The organism is Caulobacter sp. UNC358MFTsu5.1 (assembly GCF_000712075.1).
Lineage (GTDB): Bacteria > Pseudomonadota > Alphaproteobacteria > Caulobacterales > Caulobacteraceae > Caulobacter.
Genome location: NZ_JONW01000011.1, coordinates 77,732 through 97,708, shown reverse-complemented (window position 1 = coordinate 97,708; position 19,977 = coordinate 77,732). Strand labels below are relative to the sequence as shown.

At 70.3% G+C, this 19,977-nt stretch carries 21 protein-coding genes; 7 read left to right on the top strand and 14 right to left on the bottom strand.

Translation table 11 applies throughout. From position 1 onward, the window contains the following. The first annotated feature begins 60 nt into the window (after positions 1 to 60). Positions 61 to 789, top strand: a complete 729-nt coding sequence (nth, locus tag BR39_RS0121505; RefSeq protein ID WP_029916042.1) for an endonuclease III — start codon at positions 61 to 63, stop codon at positions 787 to 789. Between the two features lie 63 nt (positions 790 to 852). Continuing rightward, positions 853 to 1,590 (top strand): DUF72 domain-containing protein, encoded by a 738-nt coding sequence (locus tag BR39_RS0121500; protein WP_029916040.1) that lies wholly within the window; start codon positions 853 to 855, stop codon positions 1,588 to 1,590. Here BR39_RS0121500 and BR39_RS0121495 read toward each other — a convergent pair. The 6 genes from BR39_RS0121495 to BR39_RS0121470 form a co-directional block, all read right to left on the bottom strand. Continuing rightward, the gene (locus BR39_RS0121495) at positions 1,565 to 2,536 is read right to left on the bottom strand and encodes a M15 family metallopeptidase (protein ID WP_081916946.1); all 972 of its coding nucleotides are present in this window, start codon (positions 2,534 to 2,536) and stop codon (positions 1,565 to 1,567) included. The two genes, BR39_RS0121500 and BR39_RS0121495, sit on opposite strands and share 26 nt — an antisense overlap. A gap of 28 nt (positions 2,537 to 2,564) precedes the next feature. Next, on the bottom strand, positions 2,565 to 4,061 hold the full coding sequence (locus BR39_RS0121490; protein ID WP_029916037.1) for a CoA-acylating methylmalonate-semialdehyde dehydrogenase: 1,497 nt from the start codon (positions 4,059 to 4,061) through the stop codon (positions 2,565 to 2,567). Between the two features lie 96 nt (positions 4,062 to 4,157). Beyond that, entirely contained in the window at positions 4,158 to 4,679 is a 522-nt protein-coding gene (locus BR39_RS0121485; RefSeq protein WP_029916036.1) for a flavin reductase family protein, read from the bottom strand. 788 nt (positions 4,680 to 5,467) lie between these two features. Continuing rightward, a complete protein-coding gene (locus BR39_RS27390; RefSeq protein WP_029916035.1) occupies positions 5,468 to 6,730 on the bottom strand; it encodes an RNA polymerase sigma factor in 1,263 nt (420 codons plus the stop codon). Between the two features lie 43 nt (positions 6,731 to 6,773). Then, complete coding sequence (locus tag BR39_RS0121475) at positions 6,774 to 7,133, bottom strand: YciI family protein (protein ID WP_029916034.1); 360 nt, start codon at positions 7,131 to 7,133, stop codon at positions 6,774 to 6,776. A gap of 108 nt (positions 7,134 to 7,241) precedes the next feature. Then, entirely contained in the window at positions 7,242 to 7,829 is a 588-nt protein-coding gene (locus BR39_RS0121470; protein WP_029916033.1) for a CDP-alcohol phosphatidyltransferase family protein, read from the bottom strand. Between the two features lie 349 nt (positions 7,830 to 8,178). On the opposite strand from BR39_RS0121470, the gene BR39_RS0121465 reads away from it, so the two are divergent. Beyond that, complete coding sequence (locus tag BR39_RS0121465; RefSeq protein ID WP_156035863.1) at positions 8,179 to 9,093, top strand: serine protease; 915 nt, start codon at positions 8,179 to 8,181, stop codon at positions 9,091 to 9,093. Positions 9,094 to 9,100: 7 nt separating this feature from the next. On the opposite strand, the gene BR39_RS25930 is transcribed toward BR39_RS0121465, so the two are convergent. The 5 genes from BR39_RS25930 to BR39_RS0121440 all read right to left on the bottom strand — a co-directional run bounded on the left by BR39_RS25930 (position 9,101) and on the right by BR39_RS0121440 (position 12,844). Continuing rightward, complete coding sequence (locus BR39_RS25930) at positions 9,101 to 9,652, bottom strand: hypothetical protein (RefSeq protein WP_051696007.1); 552 nt, start codon at positions 9,650 to 9,652, stop codon at positions 9,101 to 9,103. Continuing rightward, positions 9,646 to 10,218, bottom strand: coding sequence for a hypothetical protein (locus BR39_RS0121455; protein ID WP_029916028.1), 573 nt, complete (start codon positions 10,216 to 10,218; stop codon positions 9,646 to 9,648). The genes BR39_RS25930 and BR39_RS0121455 overlap by 7 nt, the downstream gene beginning before the upstream one ends. A 94-nt stretch (positions 10,219 to 10,312) precedes the next feature. Continuing rightward, positions 10,313 to 11,470 (bottom strand): glutathionylspermidine synthase family protein, encoded by a 1,158-nt coding sequence (locus BR39_RS0121450; protein WP_029916026.1) that lies wholly within the window; start codon positions 11,468 to 11,470, stop codon positions 10,313 to 10,315. 183 nt (positions 11,471 to 11,653) lie between these two features. Next, positions 11,654 to 12,376: a PspA/IM30 family protein gene (locus BR39_RS0121445; RefSeq protein WP_029916024.1), complete on the bottom strand. Its 723-nt coding sequence runs from the start codon at positions 12,374 to 12,376 to the stop codon at positions 11,654 to 11,656. 30 nt (positions 12,377 to 12,406) lie between these two features. Next, entirely contained in the window at positions 12,407 to 12,844 is a 438-nt protein-coding gene (locus tag BR39_RS0121440) for a YjfI family protein (protein WP_029916022.1), read from the bottom strand. A gap of 178 nt (positions 12,845 to 13,022) precedes the next feature. Here BR39_RS0121440 and BR39_RS0121435 point away from each other — a divergent pair, with 178 nt between their 5' ends. From BR39_RS0121435 to BR39_RS0121425, 3 genes are read left to right on the top strand one after another with little or no spacing between them, the layout of a single operon-like run. Beyond that, positions 13,023 to 13,664, top strand: a complete 642-nt coding sequence (locus BR39_RS0121435) for a YjfK family protein (RefSeq protein WP_029916021.1) — start codon at positions 13,023 to 13,025, stop codon at positions 13,662 to 13,664. Between the two features lie 21 nt (positions 13,665 to 13,685). Beyond that, positions 13,686 to 14,096, top strand: coding sequence for a DUF350 domain-containing protein (locus BR39_RS0121430; RefSeq protein WP_029916019.1), 411 nt, complete (start codon positions 13,686 to 13,688; stop codon positions 14,094 to 14,096). Between the two features lie 8 nt (positions 14,097 to 14,104). Beyond that, complete coding sequence (locus BR39_RS0121425; RefSeq protein WP_029916018.1) at positions 14,105 to 14,731, top strand: DUF1190 domain-containing protein; 627 nt, start codon at positions 14,105 to 14,107, stop codon at positions 14,729 to 14,731. A gap of 97 nt (positions 14,732 to 14,828) precedes the next feature. Here BR39_RS0121425 and BR39_RS0121420 read toward each other — a convergent pair whose 3' ends face one another. Then, the gene (locus tag BR39_RS0121420; protein WP_231499531.1) at positions 14,829 to 15,539 is read right to left on the bottom strand and encodes a class I SAM-dependent methyltransferase; all 711 of its coding nucleotides are present in this window, start codon (positions 15,537 to 15,539) and stop codon (positions 14,829 to 14,831) included. Between the two features lie 202 nt (positions 15,540 to 15,741). Beyond that, positions 15,742 to 17,235, bottom strand: a complete 1,494-nt coding sequence (locus BR39_RS0121415; protein ID WP_029916016.1) for an amino acid permease — start codon at positions 17,233 to 17,235, stop codon at positions 15,742 to 15,744. Positions 17,236 to 17,493: 258 nt separating this feature from the next. Between BR39_RS0121415 and BR39_RS0121405 the strand changes: the two genes are divergently transcribed. After that, positions 17,494 to 19,113 (top strand): GMC family oxidoreductase, encoded by a 1,620-nt coding sequence (locus BR39_RS0121405; RefSeq protein WP_029916015.1) that lies wholly within the window; start codon positions 17,494 to 17,496, stop codon positions 19,111 to 19,113. Here the strand turns inward: BR39_RS0121405 and BR39_RS0121400 are convergent. Further along, positions 19,110 to 19,940: a DUF2306 domain-containing protein gene (locus BR39_RS0121400; RefSeq protein WP_029916014.1), complete on the bottom strand. Its 831-nt coding sequence runs from the start codon at positions 19,938 to 19,940 to the stop codon at positions 19,110 to 19,112. The two genes, BR39_RS0121405 and BR39_RS0121400, sit on opposite strands and share 4 nt — an antisense overlap. Positions 19,941 to 19,977: the final 37 nt, after the last annotated feature.

Here is a 19,977-nt window from a genome sequence, read left to right as displayed (position 1 = left end):
AACTCGACAAGCCGCTTCGCATTCACTATGTTCTCGTTACGTTCCGTCGCGAGAATCGCCATGCAACTGTCCCTCGACCTGTCGACCTCGCCCCTGGAGGCCATGCGCGACGGGCTGATCAAGACCTTCGGGCCCCAGCGGCCCACCCGGCGGCTCGACCCGGTGTCGCAGCTGGTCAAGTCGTCGATCAGCGGCCGGACCAAGGACGCCGTGTCCTGGGCCGTCTACCACCGCCTCAAGGAACGCTTCGCCACCTGGGAGGAACTGGCCGAGACGCCCGACGCCGAGGTCCAGGCGCTGATCAAGGACGTCACCTTCCCGGACGAGAAGGCCCGCCACCTGCCCCACGCCCTGCGGCTGATCCAGGTGCGCAGCGGTTGGAAGCTGTCGCTGGACCACCTGGCCGAGCTGGAGCTGGACAGCGCCCGCTGGTGGCTGCAGGGGCTGCCGGGCGTCGGGGTCAAGGTCGCCGCCTCGGTGCTGAACTTCAGCCCCCTGAACATGCGGGCCCTGGTGGTCGACACCCACGTCCACCGTGTGGCCACGCGTCTGGGCCTGATCCCCGCCGGCTACGACACCGCCCACGCCTACCGCGCCCTGATGGACATGGTCCCCGACAGCTGGACGGCCGAGGACCTGTACGAGCTACACTGGCTGATGAAGGGCCTGGGCCAGCTGCTGTGTTCGCATCACGCGCCGCGCTGCGGGGCCTGCGCGCTGAAGGCCACCTGCCCGAGGGTCGGGGTGGAGCGCAGCGCCGATATCCTGGCGTGGCGGCCTAGGTCGTAGAACCCTCTTCCAGAGGGAGAGGGTTTCCGGTGAACCTCCGCCTTTCCCGCACGCTCCCCACCCATGCCTCAGGACATCCGCATCGGCACGGCCGGCTGGAGCGCGCCCCGTGACCTCGACGTCTTCCCGGTCGAGGGCACAGGCCTGGAACGCTACGCGGCGGTGTTCGACGCGGTCGAGATCAACTCGTCCTTCTACCGCCCCCACCAGCGCAAGACCTACGAGCGCTGGGCGGCCTCGACGCCGGCCGGGTTCCGGTTCGCGGTGAAGGTCATCCGCACGGTCACCCACGAGCGGAAGCTGGTCGATTGCGCCGAGCCCTTGGCGCGGTTCCTCGACGAATGCGGCGGGCTGGGCGAGAAGCAGGGGCCGCTGCTGATCCAGCTGCCGCCCAGCCTGAGGTTCGACGCCCGGATCGTGGAGCCCTTCCTCACGAACTGGCGCAAAGCGACCAAGGCCGCGACGGTGCTGGAGCCCCGCCATGCCACCTGGTTCGACGCCCCCGCCGAGGCGTTGCTGCGGGCCTTCGAGATCGCCCGGGTCGCCGCCGATCCGGCCGTGGTCCCCGTCGCCGCCGAGCCCGGGGGTTGGCGCGGCCTGACCTATCGCCGCCTGCACGGCTCGCCCGCGATGTATGCGACGTCCTACGATGACGGACGGCTGGAGCCCCTGGCCGCGCGGATCGCCGGCGAGGCCGACGCGGCCCAGGCCTGGTGCGTCTTCGACAACACCCAGTTCGGCGCGGCCACCACCGACGCCCTGAAACTGATGGGCCTTATTTCGCCGCGGCCAGCTCGGTGAAGGTCTTGGTCCCGATCGGATAGCGGCGCCAGTCGTTGAAGTCGAAGTGCCACCACTCCTCGGGATAGACGCTGAACCCCTCGGCCCCCATCGCCTGGCGCAGGACGGCCCGGCGCGCCCGCTGCGCCGTCGTGCCGCCCACGAAGTCGGCGTAGGACCGGGTCGAGAACTCGTCGTAGCGGCCCGGCATCTCGACGGCCTCGCCGGTCTTCAGGTCGTACAGCGTCAGGTCCACCGCGCAGCCGCGGTTGTGCCGCGAGCCCTCGGCCGGGTCGGCGACGAAGACGTGGTCTTCCGGCGGGGTGGCCTCCCAGAACATCCAGGTGACGTACCATGGCCGGTAGGCGTCGTGGATCAGCAGGCCGTAGCCCTTGGCCGCCAGCGCCTTGTGGGCGCGGCCCAGGGCCTGGGCCGCCGGGCGCTGCATATAGGCGGCCGGGCGCTCGTAGAGCGGGATGCCCATGAAGTTGTCCGAACCGGCATACCAGATGTCGAGCTTGATCCCCGGATCGACGGTCGTGACGTCGACCAGGTCGGACGGCAGGCGCTCGCCCGTCTCGACCGGCGGCGTGGCGGCCAGGGCCCGTCGGCGCAGGGCCGCCGGATCGGCGCGGACGGCCTGGTGGATCCGCTCGCGCGTCTCGGCGCCGAAGTCGTGGAAGGCCAGGGCCTTGCCGTCCAGGCGCAGCCCGCCCTTCTCGAGGATCAGCTCGCCGCCGCCCGCGACGGCGTAGCGGTCGCCGCCCAAAGGCGTCAGCCGCGCGGACTTGAAGCCCGCGCCGTCGATGTGCAGCGCCCCGTCCTTCTCGAACAGGGTCAGGGGCGCGGCCTTGTCTCCATACTGGCCGATGGCCGCCCACTCCGCCTTCGTCTGGCCAAAGGCGGCCGGGGCGACAAGCCCGGCCGCGGCGATGGACAGCACCGATCGTCGAACCAAACCCCGCATCGCCGCCCCCCTTTTGGCGCTTCTTCCGCTACTTCATCGTCGGGATGACGAAGGCGCTGTCCTCGACCTCCCCCTCCGGCCACCGCGCGGTGATCGTCTTGACCTTGGTGTAGAACTTCACGCCCTCGACGCCGTGCTGGTTGGTGTCGCCGAACGCGCTGCGCTTCCAGCCGCCGAAGGTGTGGTAGGCCACCGGCACCGGGATCGGCACATTGATGCCGACCATGCCGACATTGACCCGCGCGGCGAACTCGCGCGCCGCCCGGCCGTTGCGGGTGAAGATCGCCACGCCGTTGCCGTACTGGTGCTCGGACGGCAGGGCCAGGGCCTCCTCGAAGCTCTCGGCGCGCACGATCTGCAGCACCGGGCCGAAGATCTCCTCCTGGTAGGTCTTCATGCCCTTCTTGACGCCGTCGAACATCGACGGGCCGATGAAGAAGCCCTTCTCGAAGCCCTGCAGGGCGAAGTCGCGGCCGTCGACCACCAGTTCGGCGCCTTCCTCGACGCCGATCTTGATGTAGTCCGCGATCTTGGCGCGGTGGGCGGCGCTGACCACGGGACCGTAGTGGGCGGCGGCGTCGGTGGAGATGCCGACCTTCAGGGTCTCGATCTCGGCGACCATCCGCTCGCGCAGCTCGTCGCCGGTCTTCTTGCCGACGGGAACGACCACCGGCAGGGCCATGCAGCGCTCGCCGGCCGAGCCGAAGGCCGCGCCCGACAGGTCCTTGACCACCTGGTCCAGGTCGGCGTCGGGCAGGACGATGCCGTGGTTCTTGGCCCCGCCCATGGCCTGGACGCGTTTCCCGTGCGCCGTGCCGGTCTGGTAGACATAGTGGGCGATGTCGGACGAGCCGACGAAGCTGACGGCCTTGATATCCGGATGGGTCAGGATGGCGTCGACGGCGGTCTTGTCGCCGTGCACGACGTTCAGCACCCCGGCGGGGGCGCCCGCCTCCATCATCAGCTCGGCCAGCTTGACCGGCACGGTCGGGTCCTTCTCCGACGGCTTGAGGATGAAGCTGTTGCCCACGGCGATGCTGATGCCGAACATCCACATCGGGATCATGGCCGGGAAGTTGAACGGGGTGATGCCCGCGCAGACGCCCAGCGGCTGGCGCATCGAATAGACGTCGATGCCGGGGCCCGCGCCCTCGGTGTACTCGCCCTTGAGGATGTGGGGGATGCCGCAGGCGAACTCGATCACCTCCAGGCCGCGCTGGATGTCGCCCTTGGAGTCGGCGATCACCTTGCCGTGCTCGGACGACAGGATCTCGGCCAGGGCGTTCATGTCGCGCTCGATCAAGCGCTTGAACTCGAACATCACCCGGGCGCGGCGCTGCGGGTTGGTGGCGGCCCAGCCGATCTGCGCCTTGGCGGCGGCCTGGACGGCGGCGTCCAGCTCGGCGTCGGTGGCCAGGGCCACGCGAGCCTGGATCTCGCCGGTGTTCGGATTGAACACATCGCCGAAGCGGCCGGACGTTCCCTCGAGGGCTTGTCCGTTCACGAAATGGCTGATGGTCCGCATGATACGCTCCCTAGATCTTGTTTTGCGCGTCATTAGCACCCTGCGACCGGGCCGTATCGCGCAAATTCTCCCCACCACAAATCGTGATGAGGGCGGCTATTCCTCCACGTGCACGCGGCGGAACCGGCCCTGCAGATAGACCAGCGGCTCGTGGTCCGGGTCATAGCGCAGCTTCACCACCCGCCCGACATAGACCCGGTGGTCGCCGGCGTCGAAGACCTGATGGGTCACGCATTCGAAATTGGCCATGCAGTCGGGCAGGATCGGGACGCCCGTGCCCCAGGTCTCGGTGTCGATGCCCGCGAAACGGTCACCGTCCTTCTGCACGAACTGGCGGGCCATGGCCTGCTGGTCGGCGTGCAGCACGTTGACCGTGAACCGCTCGGCCGCGTCCAGGATCGCCAGGCTGCGCGAATTGAGGTCGACGCAGACCAGGGCCAGCGGCGGGTCCAGCGACACCGAGGTGAAGGAATTGGCGGTCAGCCCCACCCGGCGGCCGTCCTCGCAGACCGTGGTGACCACGGTCACCCCCGTGGTGAAGCATCCGAAAGCGTGGCGCAGCGCCCGGGCGTCGTGCGCGCCCCCCTCGCCCAGTTCGATCGTGACCGGTTGACTCATTCCCTAACCAGTGAGGCAAACCGGCGTTACGGGCAAGGGTTGGGGAGGCGGACACGGGTCCTCGACCTCGGGCTTTCGCGACGAGCTTCTGGGGAGGCGCGGAGCGGACCGGGCTTCGCCCGGAGACCGTGAGGTTGTGTTTGCGTTTCGGCTTGGCTCGACCGCTCCGCGGAACCGTTCTTCTCAAGGGACGGCGACTGAGGGCCTGTTTCATCCCGGTCGACGTTCCCCCTCGGGCGGGCAGGATCAGGTCGCCCGGAAGGGGCCGTCGGCGACTCCGACTGATCCTGGAACGGGCCGGTTTGAACTTCCCGGCCCCGTCGACCCACCGGTCTTCGCCGAGGTTCGTCTTGCGCCTTGGGACCTTCTGAGCCCCGCCGCCCAAGACCTCCCCCCAGCCAAGGCAAGCGGCCCCGCTCGGTTCCATCCCCATCGCCTGCTTGGGCCGGTACCAAGAGCCCTCCCCGTGATGGTGACCGGTTCAGTATGCGGGCGGTTTGAATGCTGGCGCGTCGGTGAAGCTGCTTTTTCTTCAGGGCGTTGACGTTGCTGGCGTTTTCCTCGCCGCTAGCGGGGATAGACGCGGCTCGATCCCCGCGCCGGGGACATGCTCTCACGGCAAGGCGTCTGAAATCCTGCCAGGGCGATCAGGGTGAGTGCGTGTCCCCACCTTCGCCCCTTGCGTGTCCGGCAAGTCCACGGCCGACTTGGGGGACACGCACTCACTCCGACCTCGGCGCGAAGCCGGCAGGCGCAGCGGAATGAGTGCATGTCCCCGTCAGCGATCGTCAGCGGCGCGCGGCCTCTTCCGCCCGCCGCAGCAGCAGCGCCTTCTCCCGCCCGTTCCCCGCCAGCTCGGCGGCGGCCTCGAACGCCGCGCGGGCCTCCTCGAACCGTCCCAGCTTCAGCAGCAGGTCGCCCCGAACGGCGGGCAGCAGGTGGTAGGCCTTCAGCGCCGGCTCGTCGGCCAGGGCCTCGACGATCGCCAGACCCTCCGCAGGCCCCTGCGCCATGCCCACCGCCACGGCGCGGTTCAGCTGCACCACCGGCGACGGCGCCACCCGGGTCAGCTCGGCGTAGAGGGCGGCGATGCGCAGCCAGTCGGTGTCGGCCGCCGTGGGCGCCTGGGCGTGGCAGGCGATGATCGCCGCCTGCAGGGCGTAGAAGCCGCCGGCCCCGCCCAGGTCCTGGGCCCGCTTCAGCGCCTTCAGCCCTTGCCGGATCTGCAGCAGGTCCCAGAGGCTGCGGTCCTGGTCCAGCATCAGCACCGGCTCGCCCCCGGCGTCGGTCCGCGCCGCCGTGCGCGAGGCGTTCAACTCCATCAGGGCCAGCAGGCCGTGGACCTCGGGCTCGTCCGGCGCGACGGCGGTCAGCACCCGCCCCAGCCGCAGGGCCTCGTTGCACAGCTGCGGCCGCTGCCAGTCCTGGCCCCGCGTGGCCGTGTAGCCCTCGTTGAAGATCAGGTAGACGACCTCCAGCACCGAGGCCAGGCGCGCCGCGCGTTCCGGCCCGCGCGGGGTCTCGTAGGCCAGGCCGGACTCCGACAGGGTGCGCTTGGCCCGCACGATGCGCTGGGCGACCGCGCTCTCGGTCAGCAGGAAGGCGCGGGCGATCTCGTCGGTCGTCAGGCCGCAGACCATCCGCAGGGCCAGGGCCGCCCGCGCCTCGCGCGACAGCAGCGGGTGGCAGGCGGTGAAGACCAGGCGCAGCATCTCGTCGCCGATGTCGTCGTCCAGGGCGGAGTCGAGATCGGGCGCGGCCTGCTGCTCGTGCTCCAGCTCGCGGGCCACCATGCCGTGCTTGCGCTCCAGCATGGGGCCGCGCCGCAGACGGTCCAGGGCCCGCCGCTTGGCCGTGGCCATCAGCCAGGCGCCGGGGCGCTCGGGCACGCCGCTGGTCGGCCACGTCTCGAGCGCGGCCACCAGGGCGTCCTGGGTCAGCTCCTCGGCCAGGGGCACGTCGCGCAGCATCCTCGCCAGGCTGGTGATCAGCCTGGGGTGCTCGACCCGCCAGACGGCGAGGACGGCGCGATGGGCGTCGGCGTCGCTCACGGACGCCGGCGGCGCTTGCCAAGGAATGGGGCCCGGACCGGGGTCAATGCTCGATCATCGGGCGGATCTCGCACGTCCCTTCCCAGCCCGGCTGGTGGTCTTTGTGCAGCTGGAGGAACTCGACCGCCGAGGCGACCGCCTCCTCCTTGCTGGCGAATTCGAACATCGCATAGCCGCCGATCACCTCCTTGGCCTCGACCATCGGGCCGTCCAGCACGGTGAACTTGCCGTCGGCCGACAGGGAGACGCGCGCCCCGGCGTCGATCGGCAGCAGACCGCCGCCGCCCAGCATGCGGCCGGCCTGGATCTCGCGGTTGGCCAGGGTGTTCATCGCCTCGACCAGTTCGGGCGTGGCCTCCGGCGGGCCTGGGGGCTTGGTGACGATCAGGCACATGTAACGCATCGGGGTTTCCTCGCTGGAGCGAACCGGGGGCGCCGTCGCCGCCGGACTGTGTCGCTATTGAGGACGACGAACCAGCCCCGGACGGATCGACAGGGTCGGTGGAGATTTTCAGGCCGCCGAGGCCGCGCGGCGCAGGGCCAGCGCCTGCCCCGCTCCGCGAACGTCGCATCGCCAGGCGGGCAGGATCAGCATGATCGCCCAGGCCTCCAGCTGGGAGGCGACGCCCACCGCGAAGGCGGCCGGCAGCACCCAGCCGCCTGTCCCCGCGACCAGAAGCTGGGTGAGCAGCCCCCACAGGGCCAGGCCGAACAGCTTCGACAGCAGGTGGTGCGGCGAGGCCTCCTTGCCGAAGCGGGCGAAACTGATCGCATGTCCCGTCAGCTCCATCACCGCCAGCACCGCGACCGGCGGCCAGAGCGTCGCGACCAGGCCCGGGTGCAGGACCAGGACGGCGGCGGTCGCGCACAGCCAGAAAACCACGTCCGCGCGGCTGTCGAAGGTGCGAAGGCGATCGGTGACGCAATCCAGCCGCCGGGCGATCACCCCGTCGAAGATGTCGGACAGGACGCCGACGGCCAACAGCACGGCGCAGGCCCAGCGGGCCGGAAGGCCGACCGCCAGGGCCAGGACGAGGATCGCCAGCCCGGCCATGACGCGCAGGACGATCAGGCCGTAGGGAATGGCGCGAAGGGTCATGGGCGGGAGACTAGGGCGGGAAGGCCTCGCGGGTCCACGGCGGGAAGGCCCCGCGCGACCCTGCATTGCAATTTGGCCGCCGCACGTCCTAGCATGGCGCCAGGCCCGTCGCCGGGAGGGTTGATCCCTGGACAAGACACGCGCCTCGTCCTCTCGCCTCAGCGTCGCGGCCCTGGCCGCGGCGGGCCTGCTGCTGTCGGTCGCCCCGGCGGCCCTGGCCGCGACCCCACCGCCCACGCCGGAAGCGCTCCAGGCCCAGATCGACGCCATCAAGGCCAAGCTGCTCAAGCCCGACAAGGACGTCTGGGACAAGCTGACCGCGCTCTCCGGGCTGATCTCCGGCGTCGTGGTGGCCGGCATCGGCTTCTATGCGACCCATATCTACAACCGCCGTCAGACGGCGGCCGAGGAAGCGCGCAAGGCGGCGGAGGAAGGGCGCAAGGACCGCGAGATCCAGTTCGCCGAGGCCCAGACGGTCGAGAAGTTCATCGAACACCTGGCCTCGACCGACGAGCAAAGGCGCAAGGCCGCGCTGATCGCGATCTCGACGCTCGGCAATTCCAAGGTGGCGATCGACCTGGCCGAAGCCTTCAAGGGGCCCGGCGCGACCAGCGCCCTGACCACGATCGCGGCGACCGCTCCGGCCGCCCAGGCCGAACGCGCGGTCCTCGCCCTGCAGGACATCCTCCGCGACCTGAGCGGCCGGGTCGTGACGGTGGAAACGCTCACCAAGAAGGGCGAACTCATCGGCATGGCCAACGGCCTGGTGGTCGACGCCGAGGGGCTGGTGGTGACGGCTGGGCACGTCCTGGACGCCGCGAAGGGCGTCAAGGGCGCGTCCTTCCGGATCGGCCTGCGGCAAGGCGCGACCGCGCCCGCCAAGCTGGTGCGGCGGGACGGCGTCCTGGATCTGGGCCTGCTGCGGATCGACGAGGCGCTGGCCTTGCCGCCGCTGGACCGCACGCCGTCGGACGCGGCGTTCGGGGAGCGCGTGGTGGTGGTCTGGGTCGATCCCAGGAACGGCTATGAAAGCGATCCGGTCCTGGAGGTCGGACGCTTCGCCGAGACCGGTGTCCTGGGGGGCGACGGCGGGGCTTCGTACGCCGGCGTCATCGTCCGCGTGAACGCCGCCCCCGGCATGAGCGGCGCGCCGGCGGTCGACAGCGCCGGACGCCTGCTGGGCCTGGTCCAGGCCTCGGACCAGCAGGGCCTCACGGTCCTGATCCCCGCCAAGGACGTCTTCGCCTTCGCGGCGGAAACGTGAGGCCGGCCTAGCGCTTGGGCTCCGGCTTCCAGCACTTGGCCAGCCGCGCCTCGGTCGCCTCGCCCCATCGCGCCAGGTCTCCCGAATTGGACGACCACTCGACGGTGATCGGCGCGCCGTCCGGCTGGGCGCCGTCCAGGCTCCAGACGGTCTGCAGCGTACCGTCGGCCGTGTAGGCGCGCGGCGGCGCATAGGGCGACAGGCCCAGGACCTCGATCCGCTGCGGGGCCAGGCGCTCCAGGAGCGCCAGGCTGGTCACCAGGTCCGGACAGCTGGCCGCGTCGGTCCAGGCGGGGCCTTCCGCGCCGCTGGCGACCCGCCTGGCCACCCAGCGGCCGCGCGGCGACTGGGGGCGCTGGATGTAGACGGACACCACGCTCCACGCCCCGGTCAGGCTGTGGAGCCGGGTGAAGCCCGCCGTCGGCCCCAGGCCCTCGAGCCTCTCGCCGCGGGCCTTGGCGGCCTCGCGCTCGAAGACGCCGTCGGCGGCCCCGCAGGGCGAGCCGCAGACCAGGGCCGCGAGCATCGCGACGCCCACGAAGGCCAGGGGTCTCAGCAAGGCTGTCCCGCGGGGTTCACTTCGGGTCCGTGCACGGTTTCGGTCCGATTGCGATGATCATAGACGAAGATGACCCAGGTCGGCTTCGGGCCCTCCGGCGGATAGGTGGCGCCGATGATGTACATCAACAACCTGGACCCATCTCCCCCCGCCGCGGTGATATCGGCCCCCAACCGGTCATAGACCGCGTTCCAGTCAGCCGCGGACGGGATCAGCGTTCCGCCGGGGTGGTTGTGGATGATGCCGATGACGTCCTTCGTGGCGATGCCCGTGAAGTTGTACGGCGCGGAACCGGTCCCGATGGCGCCGGTTCCCAGGGCGCCGACGGCGACGCCGTCGCCGGACTTGTAGAGGACCGCCGACTGCTCCCGGTGCCCCAGCTGTTCGCCGCGGCCCTTGGCGGCCAGGTCGAAGCGCCGTTTCGCCTCGGCCGCCGCCGCGTCGGTGTTCCACTCCCAGCGCTCGTCTTCCGCCTGGGGAGGCCGGCCGGGAAAGGGGTTCGCGGTGTTCGTGCGGCGTTGGCCGACGGCGGCGATGGGCTCGAGGCCTGGAGGTGCGTCCGGCATGGGTCTTCTCCTCTCATCAAAGGCCAGAGAATACACAACCCAAAGTTTGTTCGCACCAAAAGGTGGAGCGGCTCGCCACGGGTGGTCGGCGAGCCTACCCCTCGATCACGTGCGGCACGAACCGGGCCAGGTTCTTGGTCACCACGCTGTCGTCCTCGCGGATGCCGATGCCCGCCGGCTCGTTGCCGACCATCCACGCCCCGACCACCGGGCGCTTGCCGTCGAAGTCCGGCGGCGGGTGGTAGGCCTGGACGATCGCGCCCTCCTCGCCGTAGCCCTGGTCGAGCACGGCTTCATCGCCGCCGACGATCTCGACGTTCGCGCCCTCGCGCGAGAACAACGGCTTGCGCACGAACCGTCCGCCCAGGGCGCCGGCTGCCGGGTCGCCCTCGAAATAGGCCTCCAGCAGGTTGGGGTGGCCGCGATGGCGTTCCCACAGCAGCGGCAGGACGCCCTTGTTCGACAGGATCGCCTTCCACGGCGGCTCGATCCAGCGCACCTGGGCGGTCTCCAGATGCGCGGCGTAGGGCTCGCGCAGCATGAACTCCCAGGGATACAGCTTGAACGCCGCCTGCAGGACGAAGCCCTCCAGATCGACGAACTGGCCCTCTTCGTTGAGGCCGATGTTGTCCATGGCCACGAACTTGGGCTCGACGCCCGACTGCAGGGCTAGGTCCTCGAGGAACCGCACGGTCTGGCGGTCCTCGACGGCGTCCTCGTCGCTGGCGAAGTGGACGAAGCCCCCCTTCGGAAAAAGGAGTTTGAACCGGTCGCGCAACGCCTCGAACAGGCTGTTGAACTGGTCGGCGTTGGCTGGGAACGTCCCGTTCGCGATCAGCTCCTCCAGCCACAGCCACTGGAAGGTGGCCGCCTCGAACACGCTGGTCGGGGTGTCGGCGTTGTACTCGTAGAGCTTGGGCTTGGCCTTGCCGTCGTAGCCGAAGTCGAACCGGCCGTAGAGCGAGGGCTGCTTGGCGCGCCAGGAGCCGGCCACCAGGTCGCGATGCGCCTCCGGGATCGCCAGCCGCTCCATCAGCTCCTGGCTGCCGGCGACCTCGTCCACCAGGTCCAGGCACAGGTCGTGGAGCTCGGCCGCGGCCGGCTCCAGGTCCTGCTCCACCTGGTCCAGGGTGAAGGCGTAGGCGACGCTTTCGTCCCAGTACGCCTGGCCCTCGGTGTGGTGATAGACGAACCCGACCGCGTCGGCCTTGGCCTGCCAGTCGGGACGCGGGGTGAGTTTCAGGCGGCGCATCAGGCTTCAATCCATTTCAGCATTGCGGTCGACAGGGCCCGGCGCTTCCAATCCGCTGTCATCCCGGAAGCCTCGCAGAGGCTGTCCGGGATGACAGCGGACTGGGCTGATGCGGTGCGGTTCACCTGGGCCCGGGACAGCGCTGCGCGCTTCCGGGATGACAACCCTTTGAGGACCGGAAACCTACTCGGTCTTGCCGTCCTTCTGCTCGATCTGCAGCGGCGGCGGGGCGGCCAGGCGGGCCAGGACGTCGTCGGCGCTGGACTGGCCCGGCAGGATGCCGGCCAGGCGCAGCTTCTCGTCCAGGTCGGCGCCGGTGCGGCGGTCTTCCAGCTCGCCGGCGGCCTTGATCTTCTCGCCGCGGATCGCCTGGCGCTCCTTGATGCGGGCCAGGCTGTCGGCGGCCGAGCCCAGGGCGGCGCCCGCGCCGGCCCCGCGCGCCGAGACGGCGGCCTGGGCCTTCTGGACGCTCTCGTTGACCTTCACGACCTCGACCTCGCGACGCAGCGTCTCGATGCGGCGGTCGGTGGCGGTGATGGCGGTGTGCAGCTGGTCCTCGGCCGCGCGCATCTCGCCGATCTGCGGCTCCTTCAGCGCGATGTCCTGTTCGAGGTCGGCGATGCGCTGGGCCACCTGGCGGGCCAGGTCCATGTCGCCCTTCTGGACGGCGGCGCGGGCCGAGCCCTCGTACTTGGTCACCTGGTCGCGGAAGCCGGCGACCTCCTTCTCCAGAATGCGGCGGCGCGCCACCAGCGTGGCCATGTCGTCGCGGGCCTTGCCCTGGGCGGCGTCGGCGTCGCGGATCTCCTGGTCCAGGATGCGCAGGGCGTTGGCGTCGACGACGGCGGCGGTGGCTTCGTGCGCGCCCGCGCGGCCCAGGGTGAACAGCTTGTTCCAGATGGACATAGGGGTGGTCTCTCTTGAGGCTCTTATGGGTCAGGCGGCGGGGGAGAAGGAAGCGCGCAGGTCGGAAGCCGCGTCTATGGCGTTCTCGGCCAGCGTGCGCAGCTCGATCAGGATCTCCTCGACCGGCGAGGTGGTCGAGATCTCGCCGAACAGCTCGTAATAGTCGCGCCCGCCCACGGTGCTGATGCCGAAGTTCGACAGCGGCACCAGCTTCTGGGCCTTGAGCAGGAACTCGTTGAAGGCGTGGCGATCCTTCTGCTCGTCGACGGGCCACAGCAGGGTCGAGGCGGCGATCTGCTGGTCGCTGACGCTGACATAGATCTCCAGGTCGCCCTGCCAGTGCATGGTGGCCAGCAGGATCGGCTCGGCGCCTTCCAGCACCCGCACCGTCAGCTCGTCGGCGCCACGCCCCGGCGCTTCGTCGAGCGCGGCCTTCAGGGTGCGGACAGTCCAGGCGGTCTGGCTCATAGGGGCGTGATCCTCTCTGTGGGCCTCTTCAGGCGAGTTCATACTAGATGGGCGGGCGAACGTCAGTCGTCGAGAGCGCGACCTTACGTGGTCGCATGACAAGTTGGTAATCCCGCCGCCCCTTTTGTCGCCGCGGTTCGCGTCGTACATGTGACGCGAGTTTCGCATCGGGTCGTTCATGTTCAGCAAGCTCTTCGGCCGCAAGGACACAGCCCCCGCCTCGGCCCTGCCGGCGATCCGCAACGTCACCCTGGGCCGCACGGTCTGGCTGGACACCCTGGCCTGGCGCCGGCTGGGCGACGACCTGCGCTTCCCGCTGGACCGCGACACGCTCGAGATCACCGCCCAGGGCCTGGTCGACCTGAAGGACGGCGGCTTCGTGCACCGGTTCTACACCGACGACGACGTGATGTTCCAAGCGGTGTCCGACGACCGCGAAGGTCAGCGGGTCAACGACATCACCGTCTTCGTCCCCTGGGACAGCGCCTATCCGGGCGGCCGCGCCGATCGCGACGCCTGGGGCAAGCGGCTGCGGGCCCGCGCCTTCACCGGCCCCGGCCTGCCCGAGTACCAGCGCCTGTGGTTCGGCGACGAGGCCGAGAGCCAGGAGCCGGTCACCTTCTGGGAAGACCTCCACGACGACCGCGACGGGATCCCGGATCGGCGTATCTTCCAGACCTGCATGCTGTTCGGCCGCGACCTGCCCGGCGAGGGCCGCGAGCTGCTGCTGGCCATCGAGCAGGAGAACGAGGACCGCACCGAGGTGTCGTTCGAGATCATGATCGGCGTCCCGCTGGGCGTCGGCGAATTCCGGGCCTAGGGGCCCAAAGGGGGAAAACAGATGGACCTGCACGGATTTGGCGCCAGCGCCCTGGCCTTCGTGGTCGCCTTCGTGGCCGCGGGCCTGTTCACGGTGATCTTCAAGATCGTCTACCAGTGGGTCACGCCCTACAACGAGGCCAAGCTGATCCGCGAGGGCAACGTCGCCGCCGCCCTGGCCCTGGGCGGGGCGCTGGTCGGCTATGTGCTGCCCCTGGCCTCGGCGCTCAGCAACACCGTCACCCTGCTGGAGTTCTGCGCCTGGGCCGCCCTGGCCGGCGTGCTGCAGATCGCCGCCTTCACCCTGGTGCGCGTGGTGGTGATGAAGGACGTGACCGCCCGGATCGAGAAGGGCGAGGTCGCCGCCGGCGTCTACCTGATGAGCATCTCCCTCGTGGTCGGCGTGCTGAACGCCGCCTGCATGACGGCCTGAGGCGCGCCATGACTGTACAAACCTCCCCTCCCCGCCGCCGCCTGCGCTCCAGCGGCCTGGCCCTGACCGGCCTGATGGCCGGCACGGCGATCTCGGTCAGCGCCTGCGACGATCCCGGCACGGCCACCCAGTGGGGCGACCCGCCGTCGGCCTCGCGCGAGATCGACGCCAAGACCTACGCCTCGCTGGACGACTGCAAGACCTCCGGCGACATGACCGCCGCCCAGTGCCAGGCCGCCTACGACCAGGCCCAGAAGGACAGCGCCGCCAACGCCCCGAAGTTCGGCGACCAGCAGAGCTGCGAGGAGCGCTACGGCGTCGACCAGTGCGTGCCGCGCAACAACGGCGGCGGCGGCAGCTTCTTCACCCCGCTGCTGACCGGCTTCATCGTCGGTCAGGCGCTGAACAACATGGGCGGCGGCTATTACGGCGCGCCGATGTACCGCGACCGCAGCGGGACCTATTACGGCGGCTCGGGCTATCCGCTGTCGCGCGACTACGTCACCGGCCGCACCCGCGTGCGCACGGACAGCTTCAACGCGCCGGAGATGCGAGCCCCGGCCCGCGTCCAGAGCCGCAGCTCGGTGATCTCGCGCGGCGGCTTCGGTGGTTCGGGCCGGTCGTTCGGGGGGTGATCCGGGCGGGGTAAGGTTGGGGACACGCAACTCGCGAACGGCGCTCTTGTTCTCCCGGCGCGGCTGACGGCGAGCGCGTGTCCCCCCTCCCCCTCCCCTAAGGCTTCACGAACTTCAGGACGAACTGGTCGGTCTTGCCCCGGATCGACGGGTCGAAGACGCTGGCGGTGTGCGGGTCGGCCGCGCTGTGCAGCAGGGGGCTTTCCCCGGCCAGCTTGAAGCCGGCGGCCTCGACCTCGGACTTCACGGTCGCCATCTCGATGCGGTGCAGCTTGTTCGGCGCGTCCGCCGAGCCCGGCGCGGCGACGTGGTCGACGACCAGGAACACCCCGCCCGGCTTCAGCGACTTGAACACCTCGGCGTTGACCTTGGCGGCGGTGTCGGCGGGGAACGGCGACAGGTGCAGGTCGTGGTAGTTCTGCACGGTGATCACCGCGTCCAGCCCGTCGGGCAGGTCCAGCGCGCCCAGGCTGGCGTCCAGCGGCGTGACGTTCTTGTAGGCGGCGGCCACGGTCTTCAGGTCCTCGCCGTACTGGGCCTTGAACTTGATGAACTCGGCCGGCTGATAGGCGTAGACCGCGCCGGTCGGCCCCACCGCCGGCGACAGGATGCGGGTGAAGTAGCCGCCGCCCATGATCAGGTCGACCACCTTGGCGCCGGGCTTGACGTTGGCCAGGGCCAGCAGCTCGGCCGGGTGGCGCGCGGCGTCCCGGGCGGTGTCGGCGGCGGGCCTGGCCGGATCGGCGAGGGCCGCCGTCAGGTTGGCGGGAGCCTGGGCCAGGCTTGGCGCGGCGACCGCGCCGAGCATGAGGGCGACCGCCACACTCGCGAAGAATGGGGCGGAGATCACGGACCGCGACGTCATGGATTTCCTCACCGTTGTTTCCCCTCGATAGCCTGTCACGGCCATTGGGTGAACATCGATATTCGAAATCGCGATGAGTTTCAGGGGACAAGCTGGGGACAGCTTGCCCCCCGCCCGTCCCCTGAAAGGGCCGCAAACCCTGACGTCAGTGGGTCTCGTAGGCCGCCTTGCCGCCGCTGATCGCGAAGGCCTCTTCCGGCGACAGCACCAGCTTTTTCCGACCGAATAGTGCGAAATAGGCCACGCCCACCGCGAACCAGACCGCCACCCCGATCACCCCGGTGCGGTAGATCGGGTCCTTCAGCTGGTAGAAGATCGTCACCAGCGAGATCACCACCGTCAGACCCGCGCCGGTCAGGCCGAACCGGCTCTTGTAGGGCCGCTCCAGGTCGGGGAACTTGCGGCGCAGCAGGATGAACGACACCCCCTGCGCCACGTAGGACAGCATCGCCCCGAACACCGCCATGTTCAGCAGGGTGCCGCCGATCACCGCCGCGCCCTTCTCGGCGCCCAGGATGAACCAGACCGCCAGCATCACCGCCAGGCCGGCCCCGGAACCGGTCAGCAGGGCCACGTCCGGCGTCTTGCGCACGCCGTGGGTCACCGACAGGGCGCGGGGGAAGTAGCCGGCCCGCGACAGCGAATAGATCTGCCGGCCATAGGCGAAGATGATGGCGTGGAAGCTGGCGATCAGCCCGGCCACCGCGACGGCCGCCAGCACCTTGGCCAGGCCGCCGCCGTAGATCGTGCGGAAGCCCTCCAGGATCGGCTCGCCCGACTTGGCCAGGGCGAAGGTCCCCGGGGCGATGGCGCTGTTCAGCCACAGCACCAGCAGGGCCGAGACGATCAGGGTCGAGATGCCCAGGATGATGCCCTTGGGCAGGTCGCGCTGCGGCGTGTGGCTCTCCTCGGCCGCCAGGGGCAGCTGCTCGATGGCCAGGAACAGCCAGACCGCGAACGGCAGCTGGGCCAGGGCCCCGCCGATCCCGGCCGGCAGGAACGGGCCGTGCCCGTCCTTCAGCTCGGTCCCGCCCGGCCCGACGTTCATGGCGTACTTGGCGAAGTCGGCGTGCGGCAGGGCGCTGACCCAGAACACCGCCAGGCAGGCCAGGGCCAGCAGGGTGATGAACACCGTGAACCGGAACGACATCGCCACCCCGCCGGCGTTCAGCCCCACGAAGATCACGTAGGAGCCGATCCAGTAGAGCGGCTGCACCCAGGCCGGCGTCTCGAAGATGCCGCCCAGGTACGAGCCGATGAAGAAGCAGACGACCGCCGCCGTCAGCACGTATTCGACGTTCTCGCACAGGCCGGTGACGAAGCCGCCCCACGGCCCCATGGCGGCGCGGGCGAAGCTGTAGGCCCCGCCGGTGTGCGGCTGGGCCGCGGCCATCTCGGCGATCGAGAAGGTCAGGCCCAGGTACATGACGGTGATGATCAGGGTGGCCACCAGCATGCCGCCCCAGCCGCCGGTCGCCATGCCCAGGTTCCAGCCCGAGAACTGGCCCGAGATCACCGCCCCCACGCCCAGCGCCCACAGCGAGAACACGCCCGCGTAACGCTTGAGGCCCCGCTTGTCGAAATAGGCGGCGTCGACCTTTTCGTAGGCCACGCCCCCGCCCACGGATTCCTCGCTCATGCCCGTCCCTCCGGCTTGAACATCCCGAGACGAGGTTGCGCCCGTACCGCCGGGACGGCGAGTCTCCGTGATCACGAAATCGGCGCTTCGGAGATCGACGTTCACTATTTCGGCGCGCCTGCCGCAGGAGGCGGCATGTGCGGCTCGACGGCGATCTGGTCCTCAAGCCGTTCATGGCCATCGCCGACGAGACGTATCGACTGTACAGCGATATCCCGGTCTAGCGCCCGAAGCGGCGCGGGCGAAGGATGGGGCGGGATGGCGGGCGAGATCGACCTGGGGACGTTCGACTACGTCGTGGTGGGTGCCGGCTCAGCCGGCTGCGTGCTGGCCAACCGCCTGTCGGCCGATCCGTCGGTCAAGGTGCTGCTGCTCGAGGCGGGCGGCCGGGACGACTGGATCTGGTTCCACATCCCCGTCGGCTACCTGTTCGCCATCGGCCACCCGCGCGCCGACTGGCGGCTGGAGACCGTCCCCCAGCCCGGCCTGGACGGCCGCAGCCTGCCCTATCCGCGCGGCAAGGTGATCGGCGGCTCCTCGTCGATCAACGCCATGATCTACATGCGCGGCCAGGCCCAGGACTATGACGCCTGGCGGCAGAAGGGACTGGTGGGCTGGAGCTGGTCGGACGTCCTGCCCTACTTCCTGCGCCACGAGGACCACATCGCGCCGCCGGGCGATCACCACCGGTCGGGCGGCGAGTACCGGGTGGAGCATCCCCGGGTGCGCTGGGACATCCTGGACGCCATCCGCCGGGCCGGGGAACAGGCCGGCGTCCCGGCGATCGACGACTTCAACGGCGGCGACAATTCCGGCTCGTCCTATTTCCAGGTCAACCAGCGGGCGGGCCGGCGGTGGAGCACCGCCACGGCCTTCCTCAAGCCGGTGCTGACGCGCGGCAACCTGCGGCTGGAGACCGGCGTCGAGGTCCAGCACATCGACCTGGACGGCCGGCGGGTGACCGGCCTGCGGGCGGTGCGCGGCGGCCAGGTCCTGACCGCCCGGGTCGCCGGCGAGCTGATCCTGGCGGCCGGGGCGATCGGCTCGCCGCTGATCCTGCAGCGCTCGGGCGTCGGCGACGCCGAACGGCTGAGGCAGGCCGGCGTCGTGGTGCGGCATCACCTGCCCGGCGTCGGCGCCAACCTGCACGACCACCTGCAGATCCGGCCGGTCTACAAGGTCTCCGGGGTGCGCACCCTGAACACCGACTACGCCAACCTGGTCCGGCGCGCGGGCATGGGCCTCGACTACGCCCTGCGGCGGTCGGGTCCCCTGACCATGGCCCCGTCGCAGCTGGGGATGTTCTGCCGCTCGGACCCCGGCCGCGAGACGCCGAACCTGCAGTTCCACTTCCAGCCGCTCAGCCTGGACCGCTGGGGCGACGGCCTGCACCGGTTCGGGGCGTTCACGGCCAGCGTCTGCAACCTGCGCCCCACCAGCCGTGGCGCCGTCGCCCTGTCGGGTCCGGGCCTGGCCGATCCGCCCCGGATCGATCCCAACTACCTGGCCACCTGGGAGGACCGCGACGTGGCGATCGCCTCGCTGCGCTGGGCCCGCCGGATCGTGAGCCAGCCGGCCCTGGCGCCCTACGCCCCGGAGGAGTTCCGTCCCGGCGCGGCGGCCCGGACGGACGAGGACCTGCTGGCGGCGGCCAAGGCGCTGGGCACGACGATCTTCCACCCCGTCGGCACGGCGGCCATGGGCCCGGCGGGCGACGCCTGGGCCGTGGTCGACGCGCGCCTGCGGGTGCGCGGGCTGCAGGGCCTGAGGGTGGTCGACGCCTCTGTGATGCCGACCATCACCTCGGGCAACACCAACGCCCCCACCGTGATGATCGCCGAGAAGGGCGCGGCGATGATCCTGGAGGACCGCCGCTAGGCCTTCGGCCAGACGTGGGGGAGCCACATGAAGGCGATGGTCCCGAAGACCCCGGCCGCCGTGAAGGCCGAGGCGACCACGACCAGGGCCGCCGCCAGGACCTTGCCGACGCCGCCGGCGCTCCGCTCGACCGCGCCGTACAGCTCCAGGATCGCCAGCGGGATCAGGTAGCTGCCGAAGGTCAGCACCACGTCGGCGGGGCCCGACATGTCGTCGGTCATGCCGACGGGCCCCCGGTTGACGAGGATCCAGCCCATGATCCCGACCCGCAGGAACCAGACCCCGCTGACCACCATGAACGTCCGCAGGGCCCAGCGCCGATGCGCCTCGAACCGCCGCTTGACCGCGTGTCGCCAGGCCAGGCCGGCGAAGACCAGGATGAGCGCGGCGTTGACCAGGATGGCGACGGCCGAGATCACCGACAGGTAGGTTCCCCGGACGACCGCCATCCAGACGCCGCTCAGCGCCAGGAAGACGGCGACGACGAGGAAGGTCCGGCCGGTCCAGCGATGCAGCCTGGGCCATCGGCGGCGCAGGCCGGGGATCATCTGCATCAAGCCGCCCAGCGTCACGACCGAGGCCAGCAGCACGTGGGCGGCGAAGACGGCGTTGCCCGCGTCGTCGCCCTTCACGTAGCCGGTGATCAGGGGCTTGTCGTTCCAGCCGGCGAAATTCCCGGTCGCGGTGCGAACGCCGTAGAAGGCCAGGATGAAGGCGATGAAGGCGCTCTGGCCGAGGGCGGCGACGCTGAACCAGAGGACGCCCGCCCAGCGCAGAGCGGCGGCCCCGATGGTCCGGGGAAACGGGGACGAGGAAGGGATCGACATGGCGGCTCCTGACGCGACCTCGAGGCTGAGGCCGACG

Coding starts and splice junctions, on each gene's coding strand:
- nth (WP_029916042.1), top strand. CDS start 61: ATGCAACTGTCCCTCGACCTGTCGACCTCGCCCCTGGAGGCCATGCGC.
- BR39_RS0121500 (WP_029916040.1), top strand. CDS start 853: ATGCCTCAGGACATCCGCATCGGCACGGCCGGCTGGAGCGCGCCCCGT.
- BR39_RS0121495 (WP_081916946.1), bottom strand. CDS start 2,536: ATGCGGGGTTTGGTTCGACGATCGGTGCTGTCCATCGCCGCGGCCGGG.
- BR39_RS0121490 (WP_029916037.1), bottom strand. CDS start 4,061: ATGCGGACCATCAGCCATTTCGTGAACGGACAAGCCCTCGAGGGAACG.
- BR39_RS0121485 (WP_029916036.1), bottom strand. CDS start 4,679: ATGAGTCAACCGGTCACGATCGAACTGGGCGAGGGGGGCGCGCACGAC.
- BR39_RS0121475 (WP_029916034.1), bottom strand. CDS start 7,133: ATGCGTTACATGTGCCTGATCGTCACCAAGCCCCCAGGCCCGCCGGAG.
- BR39_RS0121470 (WP_029916033.1), bottom strand. CDS start 7,829: ATGACCCTTCGCGCCATTCCCTACGGCCTGATCGTCCTGCGCGTCATG.
- BR39_RS0121455 (WP_029916028.1), bottom strand. CDS start 10,218: ATGCCGGACGCACCTCCAGGCCTCGAGCCCATCGCCGCCGTCGGCCAA.
- BR39_RS0121450 (WP_029916026.1), bottom strand. CDS start 11,470: ATGCGCCGCCTGAAACTCACCCCGCGTCCCGACTGGCAGGCCAAGGCC.
- BR39_RS0121445 (WP_029916024.1), bottom strand. CDS start 12,376: ATGTCCATCTGGAACAAGCTGTTCACCCTGGGCCGCGCGGGCGCGCAC.
- BR39_RS0121440 (WP_029916022.1), bottom strand. CDS start 12,844: ATGAGCCAGACCGCCTGGACTGTCCGCACCCTGAAGGCCGCGCTCGAC.
- BR39_RS0121435 (WP_029916021.1), top strand. CDS start 13,023: ATGTTCAGCAAGCTCTTCGGCCGCAAGGACACAGCCCCCGCCTCGGCC.
- BR39_RS0121430 (WP_029916019.1), top strand. CDS start 13,686: ATGGACCTGCACGGATTTGGCGCCAGCGCCCTGGCCTTCGTGGTCGCC.
- BR39_RS0121425 (WP_029916018.1), top strand. CDS start 14,105: ATGACTGTACAAACCTCCCCTCCCCGCCGCCGCCTGCGCTCCAGCGGC.
- BR39_RS0121420 (WP_231499531.1), bottom strand. CDS start 15,539: ATGCTCGGCGCGGTCGCCGCGCCAAGCCTGGCCCAGGCTCCCGCCAAC.
- BR39_RS0121415 (WP_029916016.1), bottom strand. CDS start 17,235: ATGAGCGAGGAATCCGTGGGCGGGGGCGTGGCCTACGAAAAGGTCGAC.
- BR39_RS0121405 (WP_029916015.1), top strand. CDS start 17,494: ATGGCGGGCGAGATCGACCTGGGGACGTTCGACTACGTCGTGGTGGGT.
- BR39_RS0121400 (WP_029916014.1), bottom strand. CDS start 19,940: ATGTCGATCCCTTCCTCGTCCCCGTTTCCCCGGACCATCGGGGCCGCC.